We start from the raw sequence: 18,517 nt of genomic DNA, 5'->3' as shown, positions 1-18,517 counted from the left end.
GGCCCTGCCGGTACCTACCGGCGGGGCCCGCTCCGTCGTGTCACCCGGGACTACTGCTCCGGGGCGGTCTCGCGCTGCTTGCGCCAGCGGATGCCGGCCTCGATGAAGCCGTCGATGTCGCCGTCCAGGACGGCCTGCGGGTTGCCGACCTCGTACTCGGTGCGGACGTCCTTGACCATCTGGTACGGGTGCAGGACGTACGAGCGCATCTGGTTGCCCCAGGAGCTGCCGCTGTCCTTGAGGGCGTCCATCGCGGCCCGCTCCTCCTTGCGGCGCAGCTCCAGCAGCTTGGCCTGGAGGACGTTCATCGCCGAGGCCTTGTTTTGGATCTGCGAGCGCTCGTTCTGGCAGGACACCACGGTGCCGGTCGGGAGGTGCGTGATGCGCACGGCCGAGTCGGTGGTGTTGACGCCCTGGCCGCCGGGGCCCGACGCGCGGTACACGTCGATGCGCAGCTCGCCCTCGTCGATCTCCACGTGGTCGCTCTGCTCGACGACCGGGAGCACCTCGACGCCGGCGAAGGACGTCTGGCGGCGGCCCTGGTTGTCGAACGGCGAGATCCGCACCAGCCGGTGCGTGCCCTGCTCGACGGAGAGCGTGCCGTAGGCGTACGGCACCTTCACGGTGAAGGTCGCGGACTTGATGCCGGCCTCCTCCGCGTACGAGGTGTCGTAGACCTCGGTCGGGTAGTTGTGCCGCTCGGCCCAGCGCAGGTACATCCGCATCAGCTGCTCGGCGAAGTCCGCGGCGTCCACGCCGCCGGCCTCGGCCCGGATGTTGATCAGCGCCTCGCGGGCGTCGTACTCGCCGGAGAGCAGCGTGCGGACCTCCAGCGCCTCGACGGCCTCCTTGACGGACGCCAGCTCGGCCTCGGCCTCGGCGCGGGTGTCCGCGTCGTTCTCGGCCTCGGCCAGCTCGAACAGCACCGCCAGATCGTCGACCCGGCCGTGCAGGGTCTGGACCCGGCGCAGCTCGCCCTGGAGGAAGGAGAGCCGGCTGGTGACCTTCTGCGCGTTCGCGAGGTCGTCCCACAGGTTGGGGGCGGCTGCCTCCTCCTCCAGACGGGCGATGTCGGCCCGGATCTTGTCCAGGTCGAGGACGGCCTCGATCGACCCCATGGTCGACTCGAGGGACTTGAGCTCTTCGGAAGGATCGACGGCTGCCACGCCACCAGCCTAATGCTTAGCGGAGGGCGATCGACGACACCGGGGGCCGGGCGGCACCGGGCGGGGCCGCCGCGTGCGTGCCGGAGCCGGTGCCCGCACCGCCGCTGGCGCCCGGGCCGGGCTCGGCGGCGAACGCCGTCCAGGCCGCCGCGGCGCCCGCCAGCAGCAGCACCACGGCGAGCACCACCGCCATCAGCCGGCGGCGGCGCACCAGGGCGCTGCGGCCGCCCCGGCGGTGCCCGGCGGGGTTCGCGGCCGTCCGCTGGGCCCGCGACTCGGCGGCGTACGAGGCCAGCTCCTGGGCGGACGGGCGGCGCAGACTGGTGTGGGTGTCCCGGGTGGAGTCCGGGGCCGAACCGGGCACCAGCGGGACGGCCGGACCGCGCCGCCGCTTGTGGGTGCCGGGGCCCGCGTCCACCTCGGCGTAGACCGCCTCGGCGGGCGTCAGCGCCTCCTCGGCGGGCGCCCGGCCCTGCGCGGGGACGACGATGCCCGGCAGGCCGGCCAGCGCGGGCAGCTGCTCGCGCAGCCGCTCGGCCAGCTCGGCGGCCCGCAGCCGGGAGGCCGGGGCCTTCGCCAGGCACTCGGCGATGATCCGCCACAGGCCGTCCGGCAGACCGGGCACCGGCGGCACGCTCTCCGTGACGTGCCGGCGCAGCACGGCCCCGGTGTGGCCGCCGCCGAACGGCGTGAAGCCGGCCAGCAGCTCGTACAGCACGGTGGCCAGGGCGTAGATGTCGACGGCGGCGCGCGGCTCCAGGCCCTCGATGATCTCCGGGGCGAGGTAGTCCGGGGTTCCGATGATCCGGGTGGCCCGGGTGCGACGGGGGGCGTCGACCAGCCGGGCGATGCCGAAGTCGGTCAGCTTGGCGCGCGGGGCGCCGCCGGGGCCGGGCGGGGCGGCGAGGTCGAGCAGGACGTTCTCCGGCTTGACGTCGCGGTGGACGATCCCGGCCGCGTGGGCGGCGGCGAGGCCGTCCGCGACGTCCGCGATCACCGACACGGCGGCCTGCGGGGGCAGCACGCCGTCCCGCTCCAGGCGCGAGCGCAGGTCGGTGCCCTGGACGAGTTCCATCACCAGGGCCAGGTCGTCGCCGTCGACCACCATGTCGCGCACGCCGACCACCCGCGGGTGGTCGAGGTTGGTGAGGGTGGCCCGCTCCTGGACGAAGCGGCCGACGAGCACCTGGTCGGTGGCGAGGTCCTCGCGCAGCAGCTTGACGGCCACCGGGCCGTCCGGGCCCTCGCCGAGCCACACGGTCCCTGCCGAGCCCCGGCCGATCACCTGGTGGACGGTGTAGCGGCTGCCGATCTTGCGTGCCAATGCTGCTCCGTGGGCGGCGGGAGCGCACGGAGGGGACGCTGTGCGCTCGGGTAGGTCGGTGCGTCAGCGACCAACCTACGCGTACCGGCGCCCGCCGGGGGACGCTGCGGGCGTTCCGGCGGGCGGGACTTGGCGGGAAATCTCGTGAAGTGTCGACAAGTCGGCTATCCCGGCTCCGGGACGGGAGCCGGGAGCCGGTCCCGGCCGGTCTCAGCCGGAGAGCGAGCTCCAGGTCGTGCTGACCCAGTCGCTCGCGTCGCCGAACCAGGTCTGCACGTTCGCCCAGTACTCCGGCAGCGGGGTGAAGTTCCACAGCGCGGCCGCCCCCAGCGCCAGCACCACCAGCACCATCAGGCACCCCTTCAGGCAGCCGAGCCCCGGGATGTACATCTTGTTCCGGCTGCGGGGCCGCGGCTCCCGGCCCCTGGGCTCGCGGGCGGGCGGCTCGCGGCGGTCGGGCTGCTGCGGCTCGCGCTGCTGCGGGGCCGGCGGTTCGGCCCGGCGGGGCACGACGGGCGGCGCGGGCCGCCCGCCCGCCTGCGGCGGCGCCTGGTAGCGGCCCTGCGGCTGGTTCTGCTGCTGTTGCTGCTGTTGGTACTGCTGCTGTTGCTGTTGCTGGGCGGACTGCGGCTGCCGGCCGTAGCCCTGGGGCTGCGGCGGACGGCCGCCCTCGCCCTGGCCGTGCCCCTGATAGGGCTGACCGGGCTGGTACGGCTGGTAGGGAGCGGGCGCGACCGGCGGCCGCTGGGCGTAGCCGCCCGGCCGACCGTAGCCCGGCGGCTGGCCCTGGCCCTGGCCTTGCTGGCCCTGCTGGGGCGGCTGCTGGGGCGGCCGTCCGGCCTGGTACGGCTGCGGCGCGACCTGGGGGGCGCGCAGCTCCTCCGGGTCGAGGAAGCCGATCTCGGTCTGCTGGTTGCGGTCACGGGCGGCGCGCAGCTGGGTCTGCCACGGGTGCGGCGCCTCCGGCTGCGCCGGGGCGGCCTGACCCGGCCCCTGTCCGGGCGGGCCCACCGGGGGCATCATCCGGGTGCGGTCCTCGGCGCCGTACGGCCCTGCGGGCACCGCCGCGGGCGGCCCGGCGGGCGGCAGCAGCTGGGTGGCGGCGGCCGCGTCGAACCGGCCCCCGGCGGGCAGCACCTGGGTGGCGTCCGCCGAACCGTACGGCGCCGCCGCGCCCGCCGCCGACAGGCCGGTGGGAACGGTCGGGTCGGTGCTGGTCACCGGCGCCGGCTGCGGGTCCGGCAGCAGCAGGGCGCCGACCGCGAGGGCGGTGTCCACGGCCGCCGGCGAGGCGTGCACGCCGACGCCCGCCGCGACCACCCGCAGTGCGCGGGCCAGCGAGGTGGCGCTCGGCCGCTGGGCCGGATCCTTGCGCAGGCAGCGCTCGATGACCGTCCAGAGCGGCTCGGGCATGGTCGAGGGCCGCTGCGGCTCCTGGGCAAGGTGGGCCTGCAGGATCGCCAGCGGGCCGTCGCCCTGGAACGGCGGACGGCCGGTGACCAGCTCGAACAGCATGATCCCGGCGCCGTAGACGTCGACCGCCGAGGTCTGCGGGCGGCCGCTCGCGGACTCCGGCGCCACGTACGCGGGGGTGCCGACGAACTCGTGGGTGCGGGTGATGCCCGGGGAGTCGGCGAGCCGGGCGATGCCGAAGTCGGTGAGCATCGGGTGCATCTGCTCGGTGCCGTCCGCCCGGACGGTGGCGAGCAGGACGTTCGCCGGCTTCAGGTCGCGGTGCACGACGCCGTCGGCGTGGCTGGCGGCCAGCGCGTCGGCGACCTGGGCCATCAGCAGGGCGCCGGCGATCGGGCTGAAGGGGCCGTTGCCGCGCAGGTAGTGGAACAGGTCCGGGCCCTCGACCAGGTCCATCACCAGGGCCAGCAGCTCGCCCTCGACCACCAGGTCGCGGACCCGGACGATGTTCGGGTGACTGAGCCGCACCAGGACGGAGCGCTCCCGCAGGAAGCGCATCACGACGTCCGGGTCGGCCGCCAGCTCCTCGCGGAGCACCTTGATCGCGACCAGCTGGCCGGGCTCGCTGCCCGGCACGACGGCGTCCTCGCGCACCCGGGCACGCCACACGGTGCCGGTGGCCCCCCGTCCGAGGGTCTCCTCAAGCAGATACTTGCTGCCGACTGGCCGCACCTGTCGCACTCCTCGCCGTGCCGCTGCCGCGGGGCGCTCCCCGCCGGTGCGGTGAGCCTGCCGGGCCCGTGTTCCGGCCACTCTAACGGTGTCCGATCGTGTTTCCGAGGTGCCCGGACCGCCCGTCGCGCGGGGTCCCGGCGTCGTCCCCCGGGGGTCCTGCCCGGGACGCCGGGACGAGCGCGCCGGGGCGGCTCCCGGGACGGTTGACCTGACTGCCCGTCGCCTCCACCATGGCGATGATCGCAAGATCGTCAAATCCGGTACCGTGCGCGGACTGTCGGCGATGGGTGGCAGGATGATGCTGACCACTCCTGTGGCCCAAGGTCGTCGTGGCCGTCCGTGCCCCTCGGCGGCGGCGCCACACGCGCGGCAGCACCCGTACGGCACCAGGGCGTCCAGTACCAGCAGTGTTTCAGTACCAGCAGAAGGGACCGCGGGCGAGATGCAGATCAGGCTGACCGTCCTCCGACCGCGCAGCGGCCCGGCAGTCGCCGGGTCCGCCATTCCCTACGTGGACGTGCTGGTCACCGCTCCCGTCGGCACGGCGCTCGGCGCCGTCGCGGGCGCACTCGCGGGCGCCGTGGGCGTGCGGGGTCCGCGTGCCGCCACCCATGTGCACCTGTACGCCGGGGCGCGCAGGGTCGACGAACACGCCCTCCTCGGCCACCCCCCGCTGCTCGACGGCGCCGTCCTGAGCCTCGGCGAGGCCGACCCGACCGCCGACGAGGACACGCCCGACCCGGCCGCCGCCGAACTCCGCGTCATCGGCGGCCCGGACGCCGGCGGCGTGCACCGCCTGCACGGCCGGGAGATCAGCGTCGGCCGCTCCAGCGAGGCCGACGTCCCGCTCGACGACCCGGACGTCTCCCGGCTGCACCTCGCCCTGCACCTCGCCGCCGACGGCCAGGTGACGGTCCGCGACCTCGGCTCCACCAACGGCACCACCCTGGACGGACGCTTCGTCAGCCCCGAGGAGGCCGTCCCGCTCGGCGAGCCCGGCCTGCTGCGGCTCGGCGAGTCCACCCTCCAGGTCACCACCCCCACCACCGGCCCCGGGGACACCTCAGGGACACCCGCCCGCGCGGCGCTCCCCGACGGCCTCGGCCACCTCCAGCTCGCCGCCCCCGCAGCCGCCAGGCCCGTGCAGAGCGCCCCCGAGCCGCCCGCCACGGCCGAGACCCCCGCCTCGGGCCGGGCCCGCGCCCTGCTCTCCCGGCGCCTCGGCCGCAGCACCGCCCCCGCCGACCCCGGCCGCGACAGCTCCGCCCAGCAGCACTCCGCCGCCCGCACCCGGCAGGCCGCCAACCAGCGCGAACGCTGGCCCGACCTCGCCACCCTGCTGCTCAACGCGCTCGGCCCCGGCCCCCGGCTCTGGGAGCGCGGACCCACCCACCCCGACGCGCTGACCCTGCGCCTGGGCACCGCGGACCTCCCCGGCGGCCCCGGCACCGCGCCCGGCACGATGCTGCCCGCCGTCCCGGTCACCCTCGACCTGCAGACCGCCGGCAGCCTCGGCCTGGCCGGCCCGCGCGCCCGGCTCGACTCGCTGACCCGCGCCGTCGTCGCCCAGCTCGCCGCCCTGCACCCGCCGACCGGCCTCAGCCTGGTCGTCGTCGACGCCGACGCCGGGCGCACGCCGCAGGAGCGCGCCGACACCTGGGCCTGGTCCCTCTGGCTGCCCCACCTGCGCCCCCAGCACGGCCAGGACTGCCGGCTGCTGCTCGGCCTGGACGACGAGCAGGCCACCGCCCGGCTCACCGAGCTGACCGCCCGCCTCACCTCCCCCGACAGTGCCACCGGCCTGCCCACCACCGTCCTCCTGGTCGACGGCGCCCCCGGCACCGAGTCCGGCCGCCGCGCCCTCGACCTGCTGCTGCGCCAGGGCCCGGCCGTCGGCGTCTTCCCCGTCTGCCTCGCCGAGCGGCCCGAACTGCTGCCCGCCGGGATCGGCGCGACCGCCGTGATCACCGGCGAGGTGGGCACCCACCTGACCGTGGAGCGACCGGTCGCCGGCGGCCGCGAGAGCGTCGAGGACGTCTCGCTGGACGCCGTCTCCGACGCCTGGGCCGAGCGCCTGGCCCGCCACCTCGCCCCGCTGCGGGAGGCCACCCCCGCCGCCCGGGGCCCGCTGCCCGACGCGCTGCGGCTGCTCGACCTGCTCCAGCTCGACAGCGTCACCCCCGCCAAGCTGTCGGCCCGCTGGCAGGCCGGGCCCACCGCCGTCGCCACCGCGACGGCCCTGATCGGCACCACCCGCGACGAGCTCTGCAGCATCGACCTCGCCGACCCCGAACTGACCCTCCCCTCGCCCGACCCGGGCGGCCCGCACCTGCTGGCCGGCGGCGCCAAGGGCGCGGGCAAGACCGAACTGCTGCGCAGCCTGATCGCCTCGCTCGCGGTCTCCGAGCGCCCCGACCGGCTCGCCGTCATGGTGATCGAGGGCCGGGGCCCGGCCGACGGCGACGGCCAGTCCGGCCTGCGCGCCTGTACGGAGCTGCCGCACGTCACCGCCCACGTGAACGCGGCGGCCGACCCCCGGCAGGCCCTGCTGACCGCCGACGCCCTGCTCGACGAACTGAGCCTGCGCGAGAAGCTCTTCGACAGTCTCGACTTCGCCTCCTGGCACGCCGCCCGGCTGCTGGACGAAGCCGCGCCGCTCCCGGCCGCCGTGACCGTGCCGGCCGGCGAGCCGGTGCTGAGCGGCGCCTCCGGCGGCCTGCGGACCGAGGCCGGCATCAAGCTCGTCCAGCCGCGCACCGGCGGCTCCCGCCCGCCGGCTCCCGCCGGGCCGCCCGCAGCCCCCGTCCCGCCCCGGCTGGTCGTCGTCGTCGACGACTACGAGGCACTGCTCGCCCCCACCTCCGCCGCCGGCCGGCCGCTCGCCCGCGCGCTGGCCGCCGTCGCCCAGCGCGGCGGCCCGCTCGGCATCCACCTCGCCGTCACCACCGGACAGCCCGAGGAGACGGCCGGTTCCGAGGTCGACGAGGCGGCTCTGCTGCGGATCGCGCTGCGCACCGAGTACCCGTCCGACTCCGACCTGCTGATCCACCTCGGCGACGCCGCCGCCCTCGACGAGGCCACCCCCGGCCGGGGCTACCTGCGCCTGCCGGACGGCGGCGTGGCCGCCTTCCAGACCGCCAGGATCAGCGGCCGCATCCCCCGTACCGCCACCCTGCGGCCGACCGTCGTCGCGATAGACCCGGCCCAGCTCGGCGCCCCGCCGGCCCGCCGCCCCGTCCGCGAACTCGGCAACGGCCCGACCGACCTCGCCCTGCTCGCCAGCGCCCTGCAGCGCGCGGCCGGGCAGTAGCGCCGCAGACGCCGGTGCGGGGCCCGTCTCCCGCACGGGCCCCGCACTCACGTCGGGCGGTTCTGCTCCCTACTGCTCCGGGCGGTCACCGGCCGCGTCGACCACGGCCCGGCTGAGGGCCGTGCTCTGACCGGTGACCGTACCGGGCTTGCCCCAGCGGCTGCCCTCGGCCGCCACGACCTCCCGCTCGCCCAGGAACTCGTAGCTGCTCCGGTCGAAGATCCACTCCGTCCGGACGTCGCCGTCCACATGGGCGACGGCCACCCCGGTCCGGCCCGAGCCGGCCGGGACGCCGTCGATCGTGGTGACACCCGGGATCCTCGCCGCCGCCCGGTAGAGCGCGGCGCTCACGGCCGGCGGGGCGATCTGCCCGCGCAGCAGGTCTCCGATGGTGACGAAGGCCTCCTGGTCGGGCGAACTTCCCTGCCCCTTCGTCTCCGTGTAGATCTTCTCCAGCAGGGCGGCCGGGTCCGTCGGGAGCCCCGCGAGGTACTCGTAGGTGGGGCCGTTCAGTCCGGGGGACCGGTTCGGCTCCAGCCACAACCCGCCGTCCGTCCGCGGCGCCGGTATCCCGGGCCGGGCCTCGTTCGCCTCCTTCTTCTTTCCCGTCGCAGGCGGCCTGCTCCCGTCGATCAGCAGTCCCCACTGCGTTCCGTCCACCGACAGCCAGATCTCCCGCTGGTGCGGGGTGCCGAGGCTGGTCTCGCCCGTCGCCTCGTTCGAGCTCCCGAACGCCTCCAGGCTCTTGACGTAGACGAACTGCCCCTTGCCCGGCTTGGCGTCCGGCTTCTTCTCCGCCGCCTGCGCCGCCTGGTCCAGCAGCACCGCCGCGACCGGCGCCGCGTGCAGCTGCGACTCCTGCGGCGCCTGCGCCAGCGGCGGCGCCGCCGGAGTGCCGCCGCCCCCGCCGCTCAGCACCACGGCCAGCGCCAGGCCGCCCGCCAGGGCGGGCAGCGCCACCCAGCCGTACCGCCGGCCGCGACTGCGTACGGGCTGCGGTGCCTCATTGATCTCGCTCATCAGATGTCCCCTCAACAGCCGGCGGCGGTCGGTGGAGAGTTCCGGCAGCGCCGGGGCGGGCAGCAGACGGCCCAGCTCCGTGCACTCGTCGGCGTCGTCGCGCTTGGCGTTCATCGGCTCTTCTCCCGCATCGACCGGGCCGCTTCCGTGCGGCCACCCTGTACCTGTCCGCCGCCCCTGCCGGGTTCCGTACGGGTTCGCAGTTCCTCGTCCGCGAGCCCGCGCAGCCTGGTCCGGGCCCGCGACAGTCTCGACCGCACCGTCCCCACCGGCACGCCCAGCGCCTGCGCCGCGCTCACGTAGTCGAGGCCCGCCCAGACGCAGAGCGTGAAGACCTCCCGGTCCGCCCGCCGCAGCCGGGCCAGCGCCCGGTGTGCCGCGGCCAGTTCGGTGCTGTCGTCGAGCCGGCCGACCAGCTCGTCGGCGAAGTCCGGCACCACCTCCCGGGCCGGCATCCGGGCCAGCGCCGCCTGGTGCCGCCGGGCCGCCCGCGCCGTGTTGCGCAGCACGTTCGCCGCGATGCCGAACAGCCACGGCCGTACGCTCTCCCCCTCCTCGCGCAGTTTCCCGCGCAGTCGCCAGGCCTCCAGGAAGGTCAGGGAGACGACGTCCTCGGCCGTCGCCCAGTCCCCCGACGCCCGCACCGCGTACCGGTACAGGTCCTGCGCCTGGCTGTCGAACAGTTCCCCCAAGGCGCTCTGGTCCCCGGCTCGCAGCCGGGCCCGCAGTGACAGTTCCACGCCTCTACCTGTCCGCCGGAGCCTGCGGGTTCCGTGTGACCCCGGCCACATCCGGGCCGGAACGCCGAGCGGGGCGGGACCGTCCGTGACGGTCCCGCCCCACGTGCTGCCCCGGCCGCGTCAGCGCATCGAGCCGGTGCGCAGCAGCGTCCGGATCACCCGCATGGCGACGGAGAGGCTGGACAGCTCGTAGTTGTCCGAACCCCTTATGTCGTCGAGGGTGCTCTTGGCCCGGTTGAGCAGGGTGGAGTTGAGCTCCGCCCAGGCGGTGTAGCGCTCCTCGGGGGTGGCGCCCTCCGGGCCGCAGGCGAGGATGTCGGCGGTGAGGGCGGCGTGCGCCGCGAAGAGGTCCTCGCGGATCGCGGCGCGGGCCATCGAGGACCAGCGGTCGACCCGCGGGAGTTCGATGATGCGGTCGAGCAGGTGGGTGATCTGGAGGCGGTCGGCGAGGTCGTAGTAGAGGTCGGCGACCTCGGCGACGTCCTTGCCGGAGCGGTCCGCGACCTCGGTGATGTCGAGGGTGGGGAAGGTCGAGGACAGGCCGGCGATCCGGGCGGCCAGGTGGTCCGGGACGCCCGCGCCGGCCAGCTCGTTGTAGACGGACTCGTACCAGGCGAGGTCCTCGCCGCGCAGCGGCTTGGGCAGCGAGCCCCAGACCTCGTGGACCCGGTCGTGGAAGAACTCGATGGTGCCGGCGATGTCGAGCGGCTGGCGCCGGTTGTTGAGCATCCAGCGGGTGGCGCGCTCGACGAGCCGGCGCGAGTGCAGGCGCATCCGGGTCTGGGTGCGGGCGGGGACGACGGTGTCGAGGCCCTCGATCTCGGCCCAGATGTCCTGGAGGCCGAAGACGGCGCGGGCCGCGGTGTGGGTGCGGGCGATCTCCTCGTACGTCGCGCCGGTCTCCTCGCGGAGGCGGAACGCGAAGGTGCAGCCGCCGCGGTTGATCGTGTCGTTGACGATCAGGGTGGTGACGATCTCCCGGCGCAGGGCGTGGGCGTCGATCGCCTCGCCGAAGCGGGCCCGCAGGGCGCTCGGGAAGTAGTCGTGCAAGGCGGTGCGGAAGTACGGGTCGTCGGGCAGGTCGGTGGCGAGCAGCTCGTCCGCGAGGGTGATCTTCGTGTAGGCGAGCAGGACGGAGAGTTCGGGCTGGGAGAGCCCGCGGCCGTTCTGCTGGCGTTCGCGGATCTGACGCTCGGTGGGCAGGAACTCCAGGGCCCGGTCGAGCTGGCCGACCGACTCCAGCCGGTTGATCATCCGGGAGTGGACGTTGACCATGCTGACGGCCTGGGCGACGGCGTTGGCGAGCACGACGTTCTGCGCGTAGTTGTTGCGCAGCACGAGGTGGCCGACCTCGTCGGTCATCTCGGCGAGCAGCTTGTTGCGCTGCTTGACCGTCATGTCGCCGTCGGCGACGACCTGGTTGAGCAGGATCTTGATGTTGACCTCGTGGTCCGAGGTGTCGACGCCGGCCGAGTTGTCGATGGCGTCGGTGTTGATCCAGCCGCCGGTGCCTTCGGGGCCGCCGCTCGCGGCGTACTCGATCCGGCCGAGCTGGGTGCAGCCGAGGTTGCCGCCCTCGCCGACGACGCGGGCGCGGAGCTGGCCGCCGTCGACCCGGATGGCGTCGTTGGCCTTGTCGCCGACCTCGGCGTTGGTCTCGGCGGAGGCCTTGACGTAGGTGCCGATGCCGCCGTTCCAGAACAGGTCGACGGGCGCCTGCAGGATGGCCTTCATCAGTTCGGCCGGGGTGAGCCGGGTCTGCTCGATGCCGAGCACGGCCCGCACGGGGGAGGTGAGCTGGATCGACTTCGCGCTGCGCGGGAAGACGCCGCCGCCGGTGGAGATCAGCGACTTGTCGTAGTCGTCCCAGGAGCTGCGCGGGAGGTCGAAGAGCCGGCGGCGCTCGGCGTAGGAGACGGCGGCGTCCGGGTTCGGGTCGAGGAAGATGTGCCGGTGGTCGAAGGCGGCGACCAGGCGGATGTGCTCGCTGAGCAGCATGCCGTTGCCGAAGACGTCCCCGGACATGTCGCCGATGCCGACGACGGTGAAGTCCTCGCTCTGGGTGTCGTGGCCCAGTTCGCGGAAGTTGCGCTTGACGGACTCCCAGGCGCCGCGGGCGGTGATGCCCATGCCCTTGTGGTCGTAGCCGGCGGAGCCGCCGGAGGCGAACGCGTCGCCCAGCCAGAAGCCGTAGGACTCGGCCACGCCGTTGGCGATGTCCGAGAAGGTCGCGGTGCCCTTGTCGGCGGCCACGACGAGGTAGGTGTCGTCCTCGTCGTGGCGCACGACGTCCTGCGGGTGGACGACGTCGCCGGCCTTGAGGTTGTCGGTGATGTCGAGCAGCGCCGAGATGAAGGTCTTGTACGAGGCGATGCCCTCGGCCAGCCAGGCGTCGCGGTCGGCCGCCGGGTCGGGGAGCTGCTTGGCGACGAAGCCGCCCTTGGCGCCGACCGGGACGATGACGGTGTTCTTCACCATCTGGGCCTTGACCAGTCCGAGGATCTCGGTGCGGAAGTCCTCGCGCCGGTCGGACCAGCGCAGGCCGCCGCGGGCGACCTTGCCGAAGCGCAGGTGCACGCCCTCGACCTGCGGCGAGTAGACCCAGATCTCGAAGGCGGGGCGCGGGGCGGGCAGGTCGGGGATGACCTGGGGGTCGAACTTCATCGAGACGTAGCGGTGCCATCCGCCGGTCTCGGCGGAGTGCTGGAAGAAGTTGGTCCGCAGGGTGGCCTGGATGAGGTGCAGGAAGGAGCGCAGGATGCGGTCCTCGTCCAGCGAGACGACCTCGTCGAGGGCGCCGGACAGCTCCTCCACGATGCCCTCGGTCAGCTCCAGCGCGCCCAGCTGGTGGCTGGGGCTGAGGCGGGCCTCGAAGAGGTTGACCAGCAGGCGGGTGGTGTGGGCGTTGTTGCGGAGCGCGTCCTCCATGTAGTCCTGGGAGAAGGTGCTCCCGGCCTGGCGGAGGTACTTGGCGTAGGCGCGCAGCATCATGGCCTGGCGCCAGGTCAGTCCGGCGGTGAGGACGAGGCCGTTGAAGCCGTCGTTCTCGGCCTGGCCGGTCCAGGTGGCCGCGAAGGCCTCCTCGACGCGGTCGCGGGCCTCGTCGGTCAGCTCGGTGCCCTCGCGCAGCCGCAGGCCGAAGTCGTAGACCCAGGCGGTGCTGTGGTCCGAGCGGGTGAGCGCGTAGGGGTGCTCGTCGAGCACCTCGACGCCCAGGCGCTGGAGGACGGGCAGGACCTCGGTGAGCGAGATCGGGCCGCCCACCCGGTAGATCTTGAAGCGGCGCTCGTCGTCGCCCGCGCCGACCGGCTGGTACAGGTTGAGGCGGAAGTCGCCCGCGCCGGCCAGCGACTCGATCTGCTTGAGGTCGGAGACGGCGGTGCGGGCGGTGAAGTCGGCGCGGTAGCCGTCGGGGAAGGCGTTGGCGTACCGGCGGGACAGCTCGGCGGCCCGCTCCTCGCCCAGCTCGATGTGCAGCTGGTCGTTGAAGCCGTCCATCCAGAACCGGGCGGCCTCGGCGAGCTTGCCCTCGATCCGCTCGACCTCGGCGTCGGTGAGGTGCGGCAGTTCGCTGCCGGGGGTGACCCGGACGACGAAGTGCAGCCGGGTCAGCACCGACTCGGTCGCGTACACCGTGTAGTCGATGGCGGCGCCGTTCAGCTCCTGCATCAGGATGTCCATCAGGCGCAGCCGGATGCGGGTGGTGTAGCGGTCGCGCGGCAGGTAGACCAGGGCGGAGAAGTAGCGCCCGTACTCGTCCTGACGCAGGAAGAGCCGCAGCCGGCGGCGTTCCTGGAGGTAGAGGACGCTGGTGGCGATCTGCAGGAGTTCCTCGGCGGCGGTCTGGAAGATCTCGTCGCGGGGGAAGGTCTCCAGGATCTGGAGCAGGTCGCGGCCGTCGTGGCTCTCGCCGGAGAAGCCGGACGCGGCCAGCACGTCCTGGACCTTGCGGCGGACGACGGGGATGCGGGAGACCGACTCGGTGTACGCGGCGGCGGAGAACAGGCCGAGGAAGCGGCGCTCGCCGATCACCTCGCCGTTGGCGTCGAACTTCTTCACGCCGACGTAGTCGAGGTAGGCCGGGCGGTGCACGGTGGCCCGGCTGTTCGCCTTGGTGAGGACGAGCAGCTTCTTCTCGTGCGCCTTGGCGCGGACCGGCGCGGAGAGCCGGCCGAACGCCTCGCTGACCGGGTGGTGGTCGGTGTCGTGGCTGAGCGGGTCGGCGCGCAGGATGCCGAGGCCGGTGCCGGCGACGGCGCGCAGCACCTCCTCGCCCTCGTGCTCGACGAGGTCGTACTCGCGGTAGCCGAGGAAGGTGAAGTGGTCGTCGGCCAGCCAGCGCATCAGCTCCCAGGCCTCGCCGACCTCCTGCTCGGGCAGGTGGGCGGGCGGCTGCTCGGCGAGTTCGTCGGCCAGGCGGAGCGCGGACTCGCGCATCTTCGTCCAGTCCTCGACGACCTCGCGGACGTCGCCCAGGACGCGCCGCAGGTCGGCCTCGATCGAGCGGAGGTCCTCGCGGTCCGTCTCACGGTCGATCTCGATGTGCATCCAGGACTCGACGATGGCGTCGGCGGGCCATTCGGCCCCGGCCGCCTGGCTGCGCGAGCAGGCGTCGATGTCGAGGATCTCCAGGAGCTTGCCGGTGATGTCACGGCGGACCAGCAGCTGGGGGTGGATCACCAGGTGGATCGCGCGGTCCTGGCGGGACAGCTCGTTGGTGACGGAGTCGACCAGGAAGGACATGTCGTCGGTGACGACCTCGACCACCGTGTGGCCGGACGACCAGCCGTTCTCCTCGACGCTCGGGGTGTGCACCCGGACCTCGGCGGTGCCCTGGGGCCGCTTGAGCCCGAGGCGGTAGTGCGAGGCGGCCGCCCCGTACACGTCCACCGGGTCGCGGTGGACCAGGTCCTCGGGGGCGGTGTGGAGGTAGTAGTGGTGCAGGTACGCGGTCAGAGCTCCGTTGCTCAGACCCTCCCCCGGCGCCGCTCCCCCCACCTGGCTGTTCTCAGCGGCTGCTGCTGCCTTGGTGAGCAGTTCGGCCTTGGCTGCGTCCAGCTTGGTCTGCATGGCTGTTTGGCTCCTGTCGCGCGCCGTTGCGTGACTCGGTGGTGTGTGTGGGTGTGCACCGCCGGGTCTTCCGCAATCCTGCCCCACCTACCGGCTGAAAGCCGTTCATGGCACGCATGAAACGCCTTTCGGCCGGGTAAGAGACGCTGTTTCGGCCTGCGGAGCCAACCCGACGACGTCAGCCAGCCTAACGGGACGAAACGAAGGTGTCAGGGGACAGGGAGGCACAATCCCGCAGGAAGATCGGTCCGTCCTGGACAGCTTGTCCAATGCGCTGCCGTGCCGGAGCGGCGGCCCGTGACGGCGGGCCGCCGCTCCGACGGCGGCGGGTCAGCTCTTCCAGACGTCGTAGAACAGCGGCGCCGAGTTGGTGGCGAAGGCCAGTCCGTGGACGGCCTTGCGGGCGCCGAGCCGGCCGAACGGCACATAGGTCGGCACGGCGTAGGCCTGCCCGATGATGCGCTGCTGCACGTCGGCGTAGACCTTGGCCCGCTCGGGGCCCTCGGGCAGGGTGAGGCCCTTCGCGAGCAGCTCCTCCAGGACGGGGTCGTTCACCCGGGCCGCGTTGGCGCCGGCCGGCGGGATGAACCTGGCCGCGAAGACCGTCCGCGCGATGTCCGGCTCGGCGCGGACGAAGTAGAGGGCGCCGATGTCGTAGTCGCCCTTGCCCTGGCGGTCGCTCTCGGCGGCGACGGCGACCTTGTCGAGCTTGACCTCGAAGCCGCTCTCCTTGGCCTGCTGGGCCGCCGCCTGGAAGATCGTCTGCTCCTCGGCGGTCGCCGAGATGTCGCTGTAGACGAGGTCGGTGGTGAGCCGCTTGCCGTCCTTGGTGCGGTAGCCCTCGCCGTCGCGCGCCGTCCAGCCGGCCTCGTCCAGGAGCTTGCCGGCCTTGGCCTTGTCGAAGCCCCAGAGGCTCTGCACCGAGGCGTCGTAGTACTGGGTGGCCTTGCCGAACAGGCCGTCGGCGGCGGAGGTCTGGCCGAAGAAGACGGACTGGACGGTGGTCTTCACGTCGATCGAGGACTGGAACGCCTGGCGGACCAGCAGGTCGTCGAACGGCGCCCGCGCGGTGTTCAGCAGCAGGACGTGGTTGACGCCCGGGTTCTCGTGCTTGAGCAGGTTGAGGTTCGGGTCCTTCGAGACCTTGGTGAGGTCGCTGGGCGCGACGTTCGCGACGCCGTCGAACTGCCCGGAGAACAGGCCGCCGTCGCGCACCGAGCTCTCGGTGACGACCTTCAGCTCCAGCTTGTCCAGGTACGCGGCGCCGGTGTGCGCGGCGTGGCCGGGCCCCCAGTCGTACGCCGGGTTGCGGGAGAACACCGCGCCCTGGCCCTTGGTGTAGGAGTCGAGCTTGAACGGGCCGCTGCCGACCAGCCCCGTGCTGCAGGTGTCGGCCGGGTGGGCCTTGAGGAAGGCGGGCGAGGCGATGCCCAGGTACGGCGTGCTGAGGCCCTGCAGGAACGAGGTGAAGGGGGCGCTCAGGTCCACCTTGAGGGTGGTCGCGTCCACCGCCTGGCTGCCGGTGTACGGGCCGATCAGCGAGCGGGCGTACGAGGACTTGGTGGCCGGGTCGGCGACCAGGTCGAGGTTGGCCTTGACGGCGGCGGCGTCCAGCGGGGTGCCGTCGGTGAAGGTGACGCCCTCCCGCAGGTGGAAGGTGTAGCTGCGGCCGTCGGCGGAGACCTCCCAGGACTTCGCCAGCCAGGGCGTGATCTTGTTGTCGAGGGCCTGGCCGACCAGCGAGTCCAGGTTGTTGCGCCCGATCCAGGACGAGACGCTGCTCCCGGTCAGGTGCGGGTCGAGGCAGTCCGTGTCGCCGTGCAGCGCGAAGGTCAGCGTGCCGCCCTTCACCGGCGCGGCGGCGTCGCCGGAGGCCGCACCGGGAGCCGCCGTGGAGGAGCAGGCGGTGGCGGCGGTGAGCAGGGCGGCGAGGGCGAGGGCACGGCGTCTTGCGGTCGATCCCACGGCAGGGGTTCCTTTCGGCATGTCCGTTGCGTCGTCAGAGGGTTGTGACGGCGTCGAGCAGTTCTCGGGTGTACGGGTGCGCCGGGCGGTCCAGGACCTGCCCGGCGTCGCCCGACTCGACGATCCGGCCGTCCTTCATCACCAGCACGTGGTCGCTGAGATGCCGGATCACGCCGAGGTCGTGCGAGATGAACAGGTAGGCCACGCCCAGCTCCCGCTGGAGGTCGACCAGCAGGTCGAGCACCTGCGCCTGCACGGAGACGTCCAGCGCGGAGACCGGCTCGTCGCAGACGATCACCTCCGGGCGGGTGGCCAGCGCGCGGGCGATGGCGACCCGCTGGCGCTGCCCGCCGGACAGCCGCAGCGGGCGGCGCTCCAGCAGGTCGGCGTCGAGGCCGACCTGGCCGAGCAGCCCGGCCGCCTCGGCCTCCAGTGCGGCGCCGCGCAGGCCGCGCGGCCGCAGCGAGTCGGCCAGGATCCGGCGGACGGTGTGCCGGGGGTCGAAGGAGCCCAGCGGGTCCTGGAAGACCGCCTGGATCCGGGACCGGTGCGGACGGCGCTCACGTTCGGGCCGCGCGCTCCACGGCCCGCCGTCGAGCAGCACCCGGCCGGAGTCCGGGCTCTCCAGGCCGAGGACGAGCCGGGCCACCGTGCTCTTGCCGGAGCCGGACTCGCCGACCAGGCCGACCGTCCGCCCCGGGTGCAGCGCGAACCCGACGTCGTCCACGGCCCGCCGCCGGGTGCCGCCGGGGCCCGCGAACTCCTTCACCAGGCCGACGGCTTCGAGCACCGGCACCCCGGCGGGCGCGGGCCACGGCAGCGGCTTCAGCACCACCCGCTCCCGTACCCGCGCGGGCACCGCGGCCGGGGTGCCCGGGCCGTCCGGGTGGACGACCGTCTCCCCCGGCTCCCAGTCGGCCCCGGCCGTGAACAGCCGCTCGCCGCGGCCCCGCGTCCCGGGCACCGCCGCCAGCAGCGCCCTGGTGTACGGGTGCCGGGGGCCGGCCAGTACCGCCGCGGTCGGCCCGTACTCGACGATGCGGCCGCCGTGGACGACGGCCGTGCGGTCCGCCAGCCGGGCCACCACGGACAGGTCGTGCGAGATCAGCAGCAACCCGGTGCCCCGCGAGCGGCGCTCCGCCAGCAGGTCCAGGATCTGCCGCTGGACGAGTGCGTCCAGCGCCGTGGTCGGCTCGTCCGCGATCAGCAGCGGCGGCGCGCAGGCGATCGCCGAGGCGATCAGCGCCCGCTGCCGCAGACCGCCGGACAACTGGTGCGGGTACTGCTGCGCGCGCAGCTCCGGCTCGGGCACGCCGACCTCGCGGAGCAGGTCCAGCACCTTCGCCGCCGCCTCGCCGCGCTCCACCGACCGGTGCAGCAGCAGGGGTTCGGCGATCTCGCGGGCCACCCGGCGCAGCGGGTCGAGCGAGACCAGCGCGTCCTGCAGGACGAACCCGATGCCGCGTCCGCGCAGCCGCCGCCACTCCCGCTCGGTCAGCGGCTGCAGGGGACGGCCCCGGTAGTCCAGCCGGCCCGCCCGGACGGTGGAGCCGGGGCCGGCCAGCCCGACCAGGCTGCGGGCGATCACGCTCTTGCCCGACCCCGACTCCCCCACCAGCGCCAGCGATTCGCCGGCCCGCAGGGTGAAGGAGACGCCCTGCACCACCGGCCGCCGGACCCGGCCGGAGCCGAAGGCCACCGTCAGGTCCTGCACGGTGAGCAGGTCGCCGCCCCGCACCAGCTCCTCGCCGGCTGTGCTCTCGGTCAGCGTCAT

Annotated in this window: 9 protein-coding genes; 1 reads left to right on the top strand and 8 read right to left on the bottom strand. The window is 74.0% G+C overall.

Annotated elements, in window-relative coordinates; all coding sequences use genetic code 11:
• Positions 1-50 precede the first annotated feature (50 nt).
• The 3 genes from prfB to ACFUK0_RS23095 form a co-directional block, all read right to left on the bottom strand.
• On the bottom strand, positions 51-1,166 hold the full coding sequence (prfB, locus tag ACFUK0_RS23105) for a peptide chain release factor 2 (RefSeq protein WP_380253131.1): 1,116 nt from the start codon (positions 1,164-1,166) through the stop codon (positions 51-53).
• 16 nt (positions 1,167-1,182) lie between these two features.
• Positions 1,183-2,490 carry a serine/threonine-protein kinase gene (locus ACFUK0_RS23100; protein ID WP_380253129.1) on the bottom strand — a complete coding sequence of 436 codons (1,308 nt, stop codon included), beginning with the start codon at positions 2,488-2,490 and terminating at the stop codon, positions 1,183-1,185.
• 210 nt (positions 2,491-2,700) lie between these two features.
• On the bottom strand, positions 2,701-4,635 hold the full coding sequence (locus ACFUK0_RS23095; RefSeq protein ID WP_380253127.1) for a protein kinase: 1,935 nt from the start codon (positions 4,633-4,635) through the stop codon (positions 2,701-2,703).
• Between the two features lie 445 nt (positions 4,636-5,080).
• Between ACFUK0_RS23095 and ACFUK0_RS23090 the strand changes: the two genes are divergently transcribed.
• A complete protein-coding gene (locus ACFUK0_RS23090; RefSeq protein WP_380253125.1) occupies positions 5,081-7,948 on the top strand; it encodes an FtsK/SpoIIIE domain-containing protein in 2,868 nt (955 codons plus the stop codon).
• Between the two features lie 69 nt (positions 7,949-8,017).
• On the opposite strand, the gene ACFUK0_RS23085 is transcribed toward ACFUK0_RS23090, so the two are convergent.
• From ACFUK0_RS23085 to ACFUK0_RS23065, 5 genes are all read right to left on the bottom strand, one after another.
• Positions 8,018-9,082: a CU044_5270 family protein gene (locus ACFUK0_RS23085; protein WP_380253123.1), complete on the bottom strand. Its 1,065-nt coding sequence runs from the start codon at positions 9,080-9,082 to the stop codon at positions 8,018-8,020.
• Positions 9,079-9,708, bottom strand: coding sequence for an RNA polymerase sigma factor (locus ACFUK0_RS23080; protein WP_380253121.1), 630 nt, complete (start codon positions 9,706-9,708; stop codon positions 9,079-9,081). The genes ACFUK0_RS23085 and ACFUK0_RS23080 overlap by 4 nt, the downstream gene beginning before the upstream one ends.
• Positions 9,709-9,828: 120 nt before the next feature.
• Positions 9,829-14,778, bottom strand: coding sequence for an NAD-glutamate dehydrogenase (locus ACFUK0_RS23075; RefSeq protein ID WP_380253119.1), 4,950 nt, complete (start codon positions 14,776-14,778; stop codon positions 9,829-9,831).
• Positions 14,779-15,108: 330 nt separating this feature from the next.
• Positions 15,109-16,743: an ABC transporter substrate-binding protein gene (locus ACFUK0_RS23070; protein ID WP_380253117.1), complete on the bottom strand. Its 1,635-nt coding sequence runs from the start codon at positions 16,741-16,743 to the stop codon at positions 15,109-15,111.
• A 34-nt stretch (positions 16,744-16,777) separates the two neighbouring features.
• A complete protein-coding gene (locus ACFUK0_RS23065; RefSeq protein WP_380253115.1) occupies positions 16,778-18,517 on the bottom strand; it encodes a dipeptide ABC transporter ATP-binding protein in 1,740 nt (579 codons plus the stop codon).

It is taken from the genome of Kitasatospora sp. NPDC057223 (assembly GCF_042669755.1).
Lineage (GTDB): Bacteria > Actinomycetota > Actinomycetes > Streptomycetales > Streptomycetaceae > Kitasatospora.
Note: the sequence above shows the minus strand (reverse complement) of the source record. Positions and strands in the feature narration are given on the sequence as shown.

What these genes read in the sequence shown, in the direction of transcription:
- ACFUK0_RS23090 (WP_380253125.1), top strand. Translation starts at nt 5,081, where the DNA reads ATGCAGATCAGGCTGACCGTCCTCCGACCGCGCAGCGGCCCGGCAGTC.
- ACFUK0_RS23085 (WP_380253123.1), bottom strand. Translation starts at nt 9,082, where the DNA reads ATGAACGCCAAGCGCGACGACGCCGACGAGTGCACGGAGCTGGGCCGT.
- ACFUK0_RS23075 (WP_380253119.1), bottom strand. Translation starts at nt 14,778, where the DNA reads ATGCAGACCAAGCTGGACGCAGCCAAGGCCGAACTGCTCACCAAGGCA.
- ACFUK0_RS23065 (WP_380253115.1), bottom strand. Translation starts at nt 18,517, where the DNA reads ATGACGCTGACCGAGAGCACAGCCGGCGAGGAGCTGGTGCGGGGCGGC.